Raw genomic sequence first — 14310 nt, forward strand, 5'->3', positions numbered from 1 at the left:
TGAATATTAAAGGTTCACGATTTTTTAACAAATTTCTGCAGTTAATCCAGACGTTTTTTTAAGATAAAAGTTATAAAAAAAACATTTAAATACCCTTCGTCTATAAATTTAACATTTAAGCGGTTGACAAAATTTTTAATTATTATCAAATTTAACACTAAAAATTACGCTTTTGTAATTTTAAGCCTGTTTTAATCGATAAAACAGCAAAATACCACCTCAAAATCATTATTTAACTAAAAAAAAAGCTTTTTATATTAGGTAGATTAACAAATTATTAAGATTTTTGTCGGACTAATTCAAAATATTTAAAAATGAAACTAAAGTTCAATGGATTCTTAGTACTGTTATTAGTACTAGTCGCGCAACTTTCTTTTGCGCAAGAAAGAGCTGTTTCTGGTACAGTTTCTGATAATGCAGGAATGCCTTTACCGGGTGTTAGTGTATTAGTTAAAGGAACTAAAACAGGAACACAAACTGACTTTGATGGTAAATTCTCGATCAAAGTGTCACCAAGCCAAATTTTGGTATTTAGCTACATTGGGATGAAAACTCAAGAAGTAGCAGCAAGTTCTTCTACTGTAAATGTAAAATTAGCAGATGCAGGAGCACAAGAACTTGAAGGCGTAGTTGTAACTGCTTTCGGTATTAAAAGAGAGAAAAAATCTCTTGGATATGCGACAACAACTTTAAAAGCAGATGCTCTTACACAAGTAGTTAACACTAACCCATTTGAAACTCTTTCTGGTAAAATTGCCGGAGTTGATATTACTGCTCCATCTCAACCAGGAGCTTCTACTAAAGTAGTTATCCGTGGTTTGAATACTATTACAGGAAACAATGGACCTCTTTACGTAGTTGATGGAACACCAATCAACAACAGTGCTACAGGAACTACTACCACTACAAGATCATATGATGCTGGAAATGGTATCAGTGACATTGACCCGAATAACATCGAGAGTATGACTGTTCTTAAAGGTGCTGCAGCATCTGCATTATACGGTTCAAGAGCTGGGGGTGGTGTAATTATTATTACAACTAAAAAAGGGAAAGCAAACTCTGGAATTAAAGTTGACTTATTAGCTTCAACAGAATTTAGTGAAGTAGCGAGAGTTCCTCACTTACAAAACCAATTTGGACAAGGATGGAGTGGACAAGGTTATTCAGGAGCTAACACTTACAGTAATGAAAATGGTTCTTGGGGACCTGCATTCAATGGAGAAGTTAGACCATGGGGAACTGTATACAACAATACTCAACAGCTTAAACCTTATGTTAGCTTAAATGACAACGTAAGAGACTTTTACAACACTGGTGTAATGTCTACACAATCTGCAACTCTTAGCGGAGGTGGTGATACTTCAGATTTCTCTTTAGTATTCTCTAATGTAAACAGTGATGGAGTTGTTCCAACTGATGCTGACTTATACCAAAAACAATCATTAGGATTTAATGGAGGATTAAAAGGTAAAAAATTCACTTTAAGAACTTCTTTTAATTACGTATACAAAAACCAGAGTGCTGTTAATACAGGACAAGGTGATGATGCTGGTCAAGGTTCAACTTTACAGCAAGATTTATTACAAATCCCACGTGACATAAGTATTGTAGATTTAAAAGATTACAAAAATAATCCTTTTAATACTCCAGACTATTATTTCACTCCTTATGCTTCCAATCCATATTTCTCAATCAACGAGAACAGCACAAAAATATTTGGAAACAACCTTTTTGGTAACATTAACTTAAGTTATAAATTAACTGATAAGCTTACAGCTACATGGCAAATTGGTGGTAACTATAGAACAGAAAGACTTAAAAGTCATGGAGCAATTGTAGATTACCTTCCAGGTACTCCTCAAGATGTAGCTGGTGCAAACCCAGTAGTTGGTGGAGTTACAGAAGGAAGATCAGAATTCAGCGAATTCGATACATTCTTTAACCTTAACTACAACACAAACTTAAGCGAAGATTGGACATTGAATCTTTTAGGAGGTTTCAACTACAACAAAAGAGAATCTGACCAATTATTCAATACTGTTACTAATTTAGGAATTCCAGGATACTACGAGCTTTCAAACTCAGCTCTTAGACCAGTAATTACACAAACAAACACATTAAGAAGAACTGGTGCAGTTTATGCTTCTGCTGAATTTGCTTTCAAGAACAGATATTTTGCTACTATTACAGGAAGAGAAGATAAAACTTCTACTTTACCAACTAGTAATAACGCATATTTCTACCCATCTTTATCACTTGGTGCAATTGTAATTGACAACGGAAGTACTTTCTTAAAATTAAGAGGTGCTGCATCTAAAATTGCAAATGATACTTCACCATATGTAACTGAAGATTCTTATATTTCAGGTTCTGCAGCTGCAAACTTTGGTATACTAGCATCTCCACTTGGAGGAGTAAGTTTCTTTGAAGCTTCTGGAAGACTTGGAAATCCTGATTTAAAACCAGAAAGTACTGTAGAGTATGAAATTGGAGCTGAGGGATCTTTCTTCAAAAACAGAATTAGTTATGATATCGCATTATACCACAAAACAACTTCTGATGTAATTGTAAACTTACCTTTAGATCCTTCTACAGGTTACACAATTAAAGCTATTAACGCTGGAGACGTAGTGAACAAAGGTATTGAGCTTTCTGTAACTGGTAGCCCAATTAAAAACAAGGATTTCTCTTGGAACCTAACTTATACATTCACTAAAAACCTTAATGAGGTTACTGAATTAACTGGAGGAAATTCTTATGTTGATTTAACAAGTGCTTATGGTGTAACTTTTAGAGCAACTAAAGGAGAGCCAATCGGTACTTTCTATTCTCAAGTTCCAAAAACAAATGCAGCTGGACAATATATTGTAAATGCATCAACTGGTATGTACGAAGTAAGTGACGATATTGAAAAAATTGGAAATTCACAACGTGATTTCGTAATGGGATTACAAAACACTTTCAAGTACAAAAACTTTAACTTAGCGTTCTCATTAGACTGGAAACAAGGCGGAGAATTCTATTCTTACACTAAAAGACTTTCTCATTTCGTAGGAAATGGCATCGAAACTACTTATAATGATAGAAACCCATTTATCGTTCCTAACTCAGTTAATGAACATGTAGATGCGTCAGGAAATGTTACTTATACTGAAAACACAACTCCGCTTACATTCGAAACTGTTACTAATTTCTACAATACTACAAACAATCCTGGTATTGAAAGAACTCACGTAATTGACAAAACTTTCGTTAGATTAAGAGAGATTAATTTTAATTATGACTTCCCTTCTTCAGTTACTAAAAATATGGGATTAAACAAAATTTCACTTGGAATTTACGCAAGAAACCTTTTCATGTGGACTCCAGGAGCAAACCCATATACAGATCCTGAAACTGGAACTTACGGTACAGGCGTAATCTCTGATTTTGGAGAATTTGCATCTAACCCATCACAAAGATCAGTGGGTGGAGTTTTAAAATTATCATTCTAAAATAATATATAGAAAAATGAAAAAAATAACAACATTAATAGCAGCACTTTTCTTATTGGTGTCATGTGATGAAACATTTGACATTAATAGAGATCCAGATTCTTTACCTCCTGGACAAGCTAATAGCACTATCTTACCTGCAGGTATTGCAGGTCTTGTAGGTGCACAAGGATCATATTACGCCCTAATTGGTGGATTCTGGTCTCAATTCTGGACACAAAATACTACTTCAAATCAATACAAAGATATTGATCAATATAGTATTGGAACTAATGATTATCAATTGGGTTATACAGCAATGTTCGATGCTTTAAATGACATTAGAGTTGTAAAAGCACAAGCTGAAAAAGAAGGAAATTGGAATTATTACTTAATTGCAACTGTTCTTGAAGTAGAAGCTTCACAAGTAATGACTGATTTATACGATGCTATTCCTTATGCTGAAGCAAATAACCCAAACATTTTGCAACCTAAATTCAATACTCAAAAAGAAGTTTATAATTTGATGATTGCGGACTTAAAACTAGCTTTATCAAAAGACTTAAGCAGCTCAGTAGGCTCAGCACCAGCAAATGATGATTTCATTTTCGGAGGACAAATGGATAACTGGACAAAATTTGGTAATACTTTATTGCTAAAATTACACTTGAGATTAACACAAGTTGATCCTACTTTGGCTCAATCAGGAATTACTACCTTAATTAATTCTGGTGCTCAATTCTTGGATGTTGATGCCGGAATGAATACTAGAGCTCCTTATAATCAATTTGAAGATGCAGCAGACAGAAGTAACCCATTGTATGAAACTGACAGAAGACAGTTGAACACAACTCTAAACCTTAGAGCTAGTAAAACTTTATACACTTACTTACAGTCAAATTTAGATCCTCGTTTGGATAAATATTATGGAGCAGGAAACCCTAACAATCAAGGTGATTTTGAAAATGCTGCAACAGGGCTTTCATTAGTAACTTTACACCCAACAACTGCTGTATATTTCTTAAGTGCAGAAGAAAGCTATTTCTTACAAGCTGAAGCGCTTACACGATACTACGCTGGAGCTGGAGCTAAAGAAAAATATGATTTAGGTGTTGCTGCGAATTTTAAAAAATACACTTTGAGTGCAGATGCTTTTGTTGCCGCAGGTGGTAAATATGCTTTTCCTGCAACAGGAACAGCTGCTCAAATCGAGGCAATTATCACTCAAAAATGGATTGCTAGTTTCCCTGGAAATGGTTACGAATCTTTCTTAGAGCAAAACAGAACTGGTTTCCCTAAAGAATCTTCTGTTCCTCAAGACGACGAAGACTACATCCCTGGACAATTTAGAGTATCTGTTGAAAATGTAACAGGTGGATTATTCCCTAGAAGAATTGTTTTACCAAATACTGTAAAAACAAGAAATCCAAACGCACCTGCTCTAGCAAAAATAACTGCTCCAGTGTGGTGGGATGTTAACTAAAAAAATTAAAACAATGAAAAAAATATTTATAGCTTTAATGGTAGTTTCAGGACTATTATTAACTTCATGTGAAGAATCTACCGATGGAGTTTCAAAAGTAACTGCATATGCAAACTTGACCATGAATGGTGATGCATTAGTTGTTCTTACACAAGGAGATACATATACAGAAGCTGGTGTAGAAGCGGAAGCTGACGGTAAAGCTCTTCCAGTAACAATTACAGGTACAGTTGATACTAGTAAACCTACAGTTTACAAACTTAGATACTCTGCAGTAAATAGTGATGGTTTTCCTGCTTCACTTACACGTACTGTAGTTGTATTGAGTAACAAACCAAGTACAATTGATTTGACAGGTACTTTTTTTAGAAGTGGTAATGCAAATAATGTAACTAGAGTAGGAACAGGAGACAGACACTATTTTACAGACAACGCTACTGGGTATCTTGTAGGTGATCCAAACGTATTACAGATGGAATTCTATAATATAGATGACAAACAAGTTTATGCACCTTTCAAAGAAGATGCTTCTTCGACAGGTATCGATGCAGAAAGTAACATTGGGACAATTACAGACCAGAACAACTGGAAATGGTCAATTACTGCTACTGCATTCTTCGGTACTGCTGATAGAATATTCAAACGTTAATCTAAAAATATTAAAATGAAAAAATTAAAACAAAATATAACACGTATTCTAGCAGCTGTACTTGTGCTTACGTCGTTTGCAGCTTGTGATGAAGTTGGCGATACTAATCCAGGAGGAACATCTACAAAGGATATGTCTGGAGACTGGTACGTTCAAACATTAGTTAATGGAACAGTAGTAGCAGACTATGCACTTATTTCTACTTACAATACATCAGCAAATGATGGAAAAGAGATGTGGATTGATGATAAAGGCCACATCTGGGATTTTAAAGTAAAGTCACCTGTAACTCTTAGCGCATTGTCATTTGCAGGAAGCAATTTAGCAAGTAGCGTTGATGGATACGATATCAATGTGAATATAACAGAAGGTAAAATCACTAAAAATGGTACTACATCTACTGGAGGACATACTGTTGATGCTATCTCTTTTAAAGCTACATTCTCAGATGACCCAGATGCAGGAACTGTCTATGAAATAAAAGGTTATAAAAGAACTGGTTTCTTTGAAGACGAACACTAATATTCCCATAAAGAATTATTATTTAAACCACCCCATTCATTTGGGGTGGTTTTTTTATATAAACATATTACCTATATTTGCCCAATGGAAAAAGAACATCAAATATTTGGCATTAGAGCCATCATAGAAGCAATTCAGGCAGGAAAAGAAGTAGATAAAGTATTTATCCAGAAAGATATTTCTGGTGAACTTATGAAAGACTTAATGAAGGTAATGAAACGTGCAAACATTAACTTCTCTTATGTTCCTGTTGAAAAACTAAATCGTCTTACTCCAAATAATCACCAAGGAGCTGTAGCAACTATCTCCCCTATTGGCTTCATTGATTTAGAACATCTTGTTGAATCAACAATTGAGTCTGGCAAAAAACCTCTTTTCTTAATATTAGATCAAATCTCTGACGCAAGAAATTTTGGGGCTATTATTAGAACAGCAGAATGTACAGGTGTAAATGGAATCATCATACAAAAAGCAGGTTCGGCGCCTGTAAATGGAGATACAGTTAAAACTTCGGCTGGAGCTGTTTTTAATGTCCCGATCTCTAAAGTTGAACACATCAAAGATGCTATTTTCTATTTACAAGGCTCTGGGATTAAAACAGTAGCTGCAACTGAGAAAACAGATCAAAACATATATGATATTTCACTAACAGAACCAGTCGCTATTATTATGGGTTCTGAAGATCGAGGAATTAATCCTTCTGTTTTAAAAATAGTAGATGAAAAAGCTAAGTTACCAATGTTTGGCACAATTGGATCCTTGAATGTTTCGGTTGCATGCGGTGCTTTTCTATACGAAGCCGTTCGACAAAGAAGCTAAAACACATTGAGATTTAAGATGCGAATGAATAATTAAATACCTTTAATTAATGCTTTCAAAATCTAATTCAAAATCAAAAATCATAATTTTCCGATGTCTGTTTGTAGTTTTATTAATTACAAACAGCTACGGACAAAATACTACATATAATCAGTTCTGGAATGAAATTCAGTTTAACCAGACCTTGAGTAAAAAATGGGCTACTGAAATAGATTTTGCCTCAGCTTACAGCAGTACCGAATCTTCACCAAACTTATTCGAAAATACTATACAAAGATCTATAAGAGGATGGGGACATTACTACTTTTCTCCAAGATGGAAATTCTCCGCTTTTATTGCCTATTTTAATAATAGAGATGTACCCGAAATAGGTCAGTTCGAATCTCCCGAAACACGTTTTGCTCTTCAAGGCATTTACTATTTTCATAAAACAGGATACACTTTAAGCACAAGAATGCGTACTGAATTCCGTCATATGAGGAATGAAGATGATGATTATGAAAACGTTTTTCGATATCGCCAGCAAATTAAATATATACAACCTATCAATAGTAAAATATTAAGAAGTGGCGTTGTATACGCAATTGCTTCAGATGAGCTTTATTTCAAATCTGGAACAAAAGTCACGGGTGAAAGTTTCTTTGATCGGAATCGTTTAAATATTGGAGCTGGTTATTTATTTTCAGATGACATTCAGGTTGAACTAACCTATTGCAATGAATATCTTCCACGTAACAATGGAAATCAAACAACCAATGCGGCCTCGCTTACCGTAACTTTCAGTAACCTTATTCGAAACCTTCAAAAGAAAATTGAAGCCAAAAAACATCCTGAAGCAAAAGACGAAGAATAGTTTAGTCTTCTTCTTTCTTCAAAAAGCATTTAAGCTGCTCGATTATAGCATTTTTATGAAGCTTAAAATTATAGCTTCTCATAAATTCTGTCCCCTGCATATTAATTTCTGCGATCACCGCTTCGTAATTAGAAAACGCATCAAGATCTTTATTATCTATCAAATAAAGAACCTGCATGATAGAATCGTTACGTCGATATTGTGTATCATAATGCACTAACTTATATGTTTTATTATCTGCAAGATGAATTAGAAGATCATCTTTAATCTTTTTTCCGATTTTCTTTTCAGGAAATGGCGTTGGCTGTAATGCAACAAAATAATTCTCTTTGTCTGTAACAATATTAATTTTAAGCGATTTTGATTTTGTTGTATAAAATACAGCCGGCTCAAAGTAATATATCATGCTGCCATCTGCCAGCATCCTATTTTTGATTTCACATTGAGCAATACCTTTTGCATTAAAAACAAAACACAAGAACAAAACTAAAACCTTCATTTTCTTCATAATGCCCGAAAAATTAAATTGTTATCTAACAAATTTAATCTTTTTATCTTAAAGAAAATCACGGAGCAGTATCTTCTTCTGGTGCTTCCTTTTTGGTCACAATATAATTTACCGAATGACTAGACGAAAAATATTCCATTTCGTTTTCTTCGTCTTCATTGTAAAAAACAATAAAATTTCCATCTTCATCAAAATGTTTCATAAAAGGATCATTGCTTGGATCAAAATCTGGACGCTGCCAATCGTAAACAATTGGTTTTGCATATTCGGGTGCTTTATAAAACAATGTCAAAACAAAGCCCGTAATAAGACCCGCTAAATGCCCTTCCCAAGAAATAGATTGATCAACATCTGGAAAAACATACCATATCATTCCGCCATAAAGCAAAATTACAGTCAAAGATAAAGCCACCAATCTGTAATATTTAGTTTGAATTCCTTTAAAGAAAATGAAACTTACCAAAACATAAATTAACCCACTAGCGCCGATATGAAAATTCTCTCTTCCAACTATCCAAGTAATTAATCCCGAAAATATTATTCCGTATGCAATAACGCCAAATGTTTGTTTTGGATAAAAATATTGCATTGCCGCCAATAGAATTATTAATGGAATACTATTATTGTATAAATGATCTAAGTTTTCATGAATGAACGGACTGAATAAAACGCCTTGTAAACCTAGAAGGTCTCTTGGGTAAATTCCGTATCGGTAAAAATCAAAATCAAAGCGGATTTGTAGCCAGTATACAATCCATAAAAAAAGGACAAAAAACAATGGAAGTCCTATAACCGAATTTGAAAACTTAAAATTACTATCGCCCATATTTTTACAAAATAACATTTAGGAGAACTCAAAAAACTATCCAAAAATATTTTACTGATAATTTGTCATACCAGAGAGCATTAAATTGTCTCAAATCAGAACAATCCTTCACTCTGCAAGCTGTTTTAACTTTCAATGAATTAAATTTAAATCTTAAAATAGTAATTTTGTAAAATGGAAGCACCATTAGCAGAGCGCATTCGTCCGCAGAAATTAGAAGATTATATCAGCCAGCAGCATTTGGTTGGACCAAACGGTTCGTTAACACAGCAAATATCAAAAGGAATAATTCCTTCGTTGATTTTTTGGGGGCCTCCTGGCACCGGAAAAACAACATTGGCACAAATCATTGCTCAAGAATCAAAAAGGCCTTTTTATATATTAAGCGCCATCAATTCTGGGGTCAAAGATATTCGCGATGTTATTGATAAAGCAAAACAAAGCGGCGGACTTTTTACAGCTAAAAATCCTATCCTATTTATTGACGAGATCCACAGATTTAGTAAATCACAGCAGGATTCACTTTTAGCTGCTGTAGAAAAAGGCTGGATAACTTTAGTTGGAGCAACAACAGAAAACCCTAGTTTTGAAGTTATTCCTGCATTATTGTCACGTTGTCAAGTTTATATCTTAAATGCTTTTACAAAAGCCGATTTAGAGGCTCTTTTAGAACGCGCAATGAAAACGGATGCCTATTTATTAACAAAAAAGATAAACCTTAAAGAAACTGAAGCTTTATTGCGTATTTCGGGCGGTGATGGTAGAAAACTGCTTAATGTTTTCGAACTTGTAATTAATGCTTCCCAAGGTGACGAAATCACTATAACTAACGACCGTGTTTTAGAACTGGTACAGCAAAATACGGTTTTGTATGATAAAACCGGCGAGCAGCATTATGATATTATTTCTGCATTTATAAAATCTATTCGTGGTAGCGATCCTAACGGTGCGGTTTATTGGCTGGCAAGAATGATTGAAGGAGGAGAAGATGTAAAATTTATTGCCAGAAGAATGCTTATTTTGTCTAGTGAAGATATTGGGAATGCCAATCCGACAGCTTTTATAATGGCAAATAATACCTTTCAAGCTGTTACTACGATCGGATATCCAGAAAGCCGTATCATTTTAAGTCAATGCGCTATTTACTTGGCTACATCGCCAAAAAGCAATGCTTCTTATATGGCAATTGGTAATGCGCAGCAATTGGTAAAACAAACTGGCGACTTACCTGTACCACTTCATTTGCGAAATGCTCCAACTAAATTAATGAAAGAATTAGGATATGGCGATGAATATAAATATTCGCATGATTATGCTAATAATTTTGCCGAACAAGAATTCTTACCAGACGCTATAAAAGAAACGGTTCTTTATAATCCGGGAAGCAATTCTCGAGAGAATAGCAACCGCGAATTTTTAAAGAACCGTTGGAAGGATAAATACGGTTATTAAACCGTATTTTATTTTTTTAGAATTTAACTACAATTTTTTCTGAAACTAATTTATCATTCTGATAAGATTCAAAATACCATTGGCCATCTTCTTTTAAGATTAAAGAACCTTGAACATTATCTTTTGAAGCGATGAAAACATTATTTTGAGAAGTTTTGAAAAGTTTCATAACTACTTTTGGTGTTTTATCGATTAACTGATATCCAGATTCTGTTGGCTGAGCATATAACAAGTTTGGATCTTTTAAATCTGGAGAAGGCGTAACTGAAACAACTTGAGTTGCAGCTACAGTAGTTACAGCACTTGTTGCAACAGCCGCTTTTGTAGCAACTGGCGTTCTTGAAGTTGCTACTTCTTTGCCACTATATTTATAATGCAAAGCATAAATTGACTTAAAAGCATTATCTAGTGCTTCTCTGTAAGCTAATTCATAATCTTTCTCTTTACTTTTTCCAACTTCAGATGTATAAACAACTTGTCCAAAACAGTCTTTGAACTGCACACTAAGCTTAGTTGTCAAAAATGCACTATCTTTAATTACATCAATATACAAAACCTGGCAACGATCTGTGTATCCTTCAGGAAGCTGCTCATTTGTATAAAAAGCTTCAAAACCAGCTTTTAATAAATTTGATTTGCTTAATGTAGCCATACGATATTGATTATCTGTTTTTGTAAAATCATATCTTAAAGGTACAATTACAGCTTTGTAATCATTAACAGATTGTGCAAATCCAATAAATGAGCATAAAAGTGCAGTAAGTAAAATTTTAATCTTCATCATTATAAATATTTTTTTAGTTCTAGTAAATGGTTAATCTGTTTATAATTTCCGGAAATATCCAGCTTTTTTTCATTAAAAAAAATGGCATCTAAACCTGCATTCAATGCGCCATTCACATCAGCTTCAAAATCATCGCCAATCATAATGCTGTTCTCTTTTGAAGTGTTTGCCAGATTCAATGCATAATCAAATATAATACTATTTGGTTTTTTAACGCCTGCTAACTCAGAATTTGTAATGGTACTAAAATAACCTCCAAGTGAAGCATTATTAATTTTCTTTTCCTGCACCTGAGCAAATCCATTTGTAATAATATGAAGTTTGTATTTAGGTTTTAAATATTCCAAAACTTCAATTGCGCCATCAAAAAGGTAATTATTATCAGTAAGAAATTCAATATAATCATTAGCAATTTCCAAAATATTTTCTTCTGAAATAGCATAATTCAATGCATCAAAAGAAAACTTCAAACGATTATAACGCAATTCTTGATGCGTAATTTTATCATTCTGATATAATCTCCAACATTCTTGATTAATTGGAATATATTCCTTGATAAAATCTTCAGTAATAATCTCTTGATATTTACTTTTAAAAATACGATCAAAAGCCATTTCCGAATTTTTATCAAAATCCCAAAGTGTGTGGTCTAAGTCAAAAAAAATGTCTGTAATCTTGGTATTCATCTATTAAAAAATTCCTTCATCTACAAAACTATAATATTTTGATTCAGTTATAATAATATGGTCTAAAACTTTAACATCTAACTTGCTTCCTGCTTCGCGAATTTTTCTAGTAATTTGTTTATCGGCATCACTAGGAATCAAACTTCCAGAAGGATGATTGTGGCACAAAATCAAGGCTGTAGCATATTTCTCAAACGCCAATTTAAAAATCAATCTGACATCGACAGTTGTACCGCCAATACCTCCTTTGCTCAATTGAGCCTTTGAAATCACATTATTGGAATTATTAAGAAAAAGCACCCAAAATTCTTCGTGAGATAAATCTCCAATTACGGGCTGCATTAAATCGAAAACCTTTTTACTCGAAGTTATTCTAGTCATTTCAACTGCTTTTTCTGATCTCCGACGCGCGCATAACTCTAAAGAAGCGACAATTGTAACAGCCTTTGCCTCTCCTATTCCTTTAAATTTCATTAATTGAGCAATAGATAATTTTGCTAATGAATTTAATCCGCCAACACTAGCTAAAATACGCTGACTTAATGCAACCGCAGATTCATTACGACTTCCTGAACCAATTAAAATTGCTAATAATTCAGCATCACTCAAAGCCTCTTTTCCTTTGAGCATTAATTTTTCGCGCGGCTTGTCATCATCTGACCAGTTTTTTATAGCGAAATGAGATTGTTCCATACTATTTAAATTTTATAGAACGAAGATATTAAAAATAAGAAAAGTCTTTCAAATAATTATTATGTTTTCTGATTAGATAATTACAAAAAAAATGTGCCAACTGAAAAACAATTGGCACATTATCTAATTTTCTAATTGACGAATTTAGGCAATCAAACCTTTAACATCATCAAAATTTAAGCCTCCATAATTTCCTGAACTCATTAATAAAAGTGCAGAATTATCTAAATTTAAGTTGAATAAGTATTCTTTAAACTCAGCTGGATTCGTATAAATAATTAAATCTTTTCTATTGAATGCAGTAGCAATTTGCTCATAAGTTACTTCTTCCAGTTGTTTAATTTTTACCGCATCTGGCGAATAAAAAACAACCGCAACATCTGCATATTCTAGAGCGCCTTCATATTCTTTCAAGAATTCAGCATTTAAACTGCTATAAGTATGCAATTCTAAACAAGCTACTAAAGTTCTATTTGGATATTGTTCTTTTACCGCTTTTGTCGTTGCAGCAACTTTACTTGGCGAATGCGCAAAATCTTTATAAGCAACTTTCCCTTTTCCTTCGGCAATTTTTTCTAAACGCTTAGAAGCACCTTTAAAACTTGCAATTGCTTCGTAAAAATCTGCTTCATCAACTCCCATATTTTGGCAAATCCATTTTGCTCCGGCAAGATTGTTTAAATTGTGCGCTCCGAAAACTTCAATTGGCATATCGCCTTCTGGAGTTTTTAATAAAGTCACACCATCGTTTACAGAATATTCTGGAGTTGAATAAGCAATTTTTCTAATTGGATTTGTCGCTGCCTCAGAAACACGTTTTACTTCAGGATCATTTTCGTTATAAACTAAAATTCCGCCATTTGTAATTTTTTCGATGAAAATCTCAAACTGCTCCACATAGTTTTCATAAGTTGGAAAAACATTAATATGATCCCAAGCAATTCCAGAAATCAAAGCAATGTTTGGCTGATATAAATGAAATTTCGGACGTCTGTCAATTGGTGAAGATAAATACTCATCCCCTTCCAAAACAACAAAATCATTTTCTTCAGTCAAATGTACCATTGTGTCAAACCCTTCCAACTGCGCACCAACCATATAATCAACTGCAATATTATGATAATGCATTACATGAAGAATCATTGACGTAATCGTTGTTTTACCATGAGAACCACCAATTACAACACGCGTTTTATTTTTAGATTGCTCGTATAAAAATTCAGGATATGAATAAATCTTTAAACCTAATTCCTGCGCTTTTAATAATTCAGGATTATCCGCTTTTGCGTGCATTCCTAAAATAATTGCATCGATATCTGAAGTGATTTTTTCTGGAAACCAGCCCAATTCTGCAGGAAGAATTCCTTTTTTCTCTAATCTTGATTTTGAAGGTTCAAAAATAGCATCGTCACTTCCTGTAACTTGGTATCCTTTATTATGTAATGCTAATGCCAGATTGTGCATTGCGCTTCCGCCAATGGCGATGAAATGTGTTTTCATTTAAAATGTTTAATCGTTAAACTGTTTCATCGGTTAATCGAAATAGCAAATAACTAATA

Annotated in this window: 13 protein-coding genes; 7 read left to right on the plus strand and 6 right to left on the minus strand. The window is 33.7% G+C overall.

Annotated features, from left to right (window positions below):
- The first annotated feature begins 314 nt into the window (after window positions 1–314).
- The 6 genes from V6624_RS02015 (at window position 315) to V6624_RS02040 (ending at window position 7802) form a co-directional block, all read left to right on the plus strand.
- The gene (locus tag V6624_RS02015) at window positions 315–3497 is read left to right on the plus strand and encodes a SusC/RagA family TonB-linked outer membrane protein (protein WP_338840702.1); all 3183 of its coding nucleotides are present in this window, start codon (window positions 315–317) and stop codon (window positions 3495–3497) included.
- A 16-nt stretch (window positions 3498–3513) separates the two neighbouring features.
- A complete protein-coding gene (locus V6624_RS02020; protein ID WP_111285042.1) occupies window positions 3514–4959 on the plus strand; it encodes a SusD/RagB family nutrient-binding outer membrane lipoprotein in 1446 nt (481 codons plus the stop codon).
- A 13-nt stretch (window positions 4960–4972) separates the two neighbouring features.
- Window positions 4973–5608 carry a DUF5011 domain-containing protein gene (locus tag V6624_RS02025; protein WP_162614930.1) on the plus strand — a complete coding sequence of 212 codons (636 nt, stop codon included), beginning with the start codon at window positions 4973–4975 and terminating at the stop codon, window positions 5606–5608.
- Window positions 5609–5623: 15 nt separating this feature from the next.
- On the plus strand, window positions 5624–6130 hold the full coding sequence (locus tag V6624_RS02030) for a lipid-binding protein (protein WP_111285040.1): 507 nt from the start codon (window positions 5624–5626) through the stop codon (window positions 6128–6130).
- An 84-nt stretch (window positions 6131–6214) separates the two neighbouring features.
- Window positions 6215–6949 (plus strand): 23S rRNA (guanosine(2251)-2'-O)-methyltransferase RlmB, encoded by a 735-nt coding sequence (gene rlmB, locus V6624_RS02035; protein WP_111285039.1) that lies wholly within the window; start codon window positions 6215–6217, stop codon window positions 6947–6949.
- 49 nt (window positions 6950–6998) lie between these two features.
- Window positions 6999–7802, plus strand: coding sequence for a DUF2490 domain-containing protein (locus V6624_RS02040; RefSeq protein WP_111285038.1), 804 nt, complete (start codon window positions 6999–7001; stop codon window positions 7800–7802).
- A gap of 1 nt (window position 7803) precedes the next feature.
- Here the strand turns inward: V6624_RS02040 and V6624_RS02045 are convergent, their stop codons facing one another.
- Complete coding sequence (locus V6624_RS02045) at window positions 7804–8310, minus strand: hypothetical protein (RefSeq protein ID WP_239455604.1); 507 nt, start codon at window positions 8308–8310, stop codon at window positions 7804–7806.
- A gap of 58 nt (window positions 8311–8368) precedes the next feature.
- On the minus strand, window positions 8369–9136 hold the full coding sequence (locus tag V6624_RS02050; protein ID WP_111285037.1) for a rhomboid family intramembrane serine protease: 768 nt from the start codon (window positions 9134–9136) through the stop codon (window positions 8369–8371).
- A 174-nt stretch (window positions 9137–9310) separates the two neighbouring features.
- On the opposite strand from V6624_RS02050, the gene V6624_RS02055 reads away from it, so the two are divergent.
- The gene (locus V6624_RS02055; RefSeq protein WP_111285036.1) at window positions 9311–10588 is read left to right on the plus strand and encodes a replication-associated recombination protein A; all 1278 of its coding nucleotides are present in this window, start codon (window positions 9311–9313) and stop codon (window positions 10586–10588) included.
- A gap of 16 nt (window positions 10589–10604) precedes the next feature.
- On the opposite strand, the gene V6624_RS02060 is transcribed toward V6624_RS02055, so the two are convergent.
- From V6624_RS02060 to V6624_RS02075, 4 genes are all read right to left on the minus strand, one after another.
- Window positions 10605–11369, minus strand: coding sequence for a hypothetical protein (locus V6624_RS02060; RefSeq protein ID WP_422389343.1), 765 nt, complete (start codon window positions 11367–11369; stop codon window positions 10605–10607).
- Window positions 11370–11371: 2 nt separating this feature from the next.
- Window positions 11372–12058 carry a YjjG family noncanonical pyrimidine nucleotidase gene (locus tag V6624_RS02065; RefSeq protein ID WP_111285034.1) on the minus strand — a complete coding sequence of 229 codons (687 nt, stop codon included), beginning with the start codon at window positions 12056–12058 and terminating at the stop codon, window positions 11372–11374.
- A gap of 3 nt (window positions 12059–12061) precedes the next feature.
- Window positions 12062–12751, minus strand: a complete 690-nt coding sequence (gene radC / locus V6624_RS02070) for a RadC family protein (RefSeq protein ID WP_338840704.1) — start codon at window positions 12749–12751, stop codon at window positions 12062–12064.
- 144 nt (window positions 12752–12895) lie between these two features.
- The gene (locus V6624_RS02075; protein ID WP_111285032.1) at window positions 12896–14251 is read right to left on the minus strand and encodes a UDP-N-acetylmuramate--L-alanine ligase; all 1356 of its coding nucleotides are present in this window, start codon (window positions 14249–14251) and stop codon (window positions 12896–12898) included.
- Window positions 14252–14310: the final 59 nt, after the last annotated feature.

The organism is Flavobacterium ginsenosidimutans (genome assembly GCF_037478105.1).
Classification (GTDB): Bacteria; Bacteroidota; Bacteroidia; order Flavobacteriales; family Flavobacteriaceae; genus Flavobacterium; species Flavobacterium ginsenosidimutans.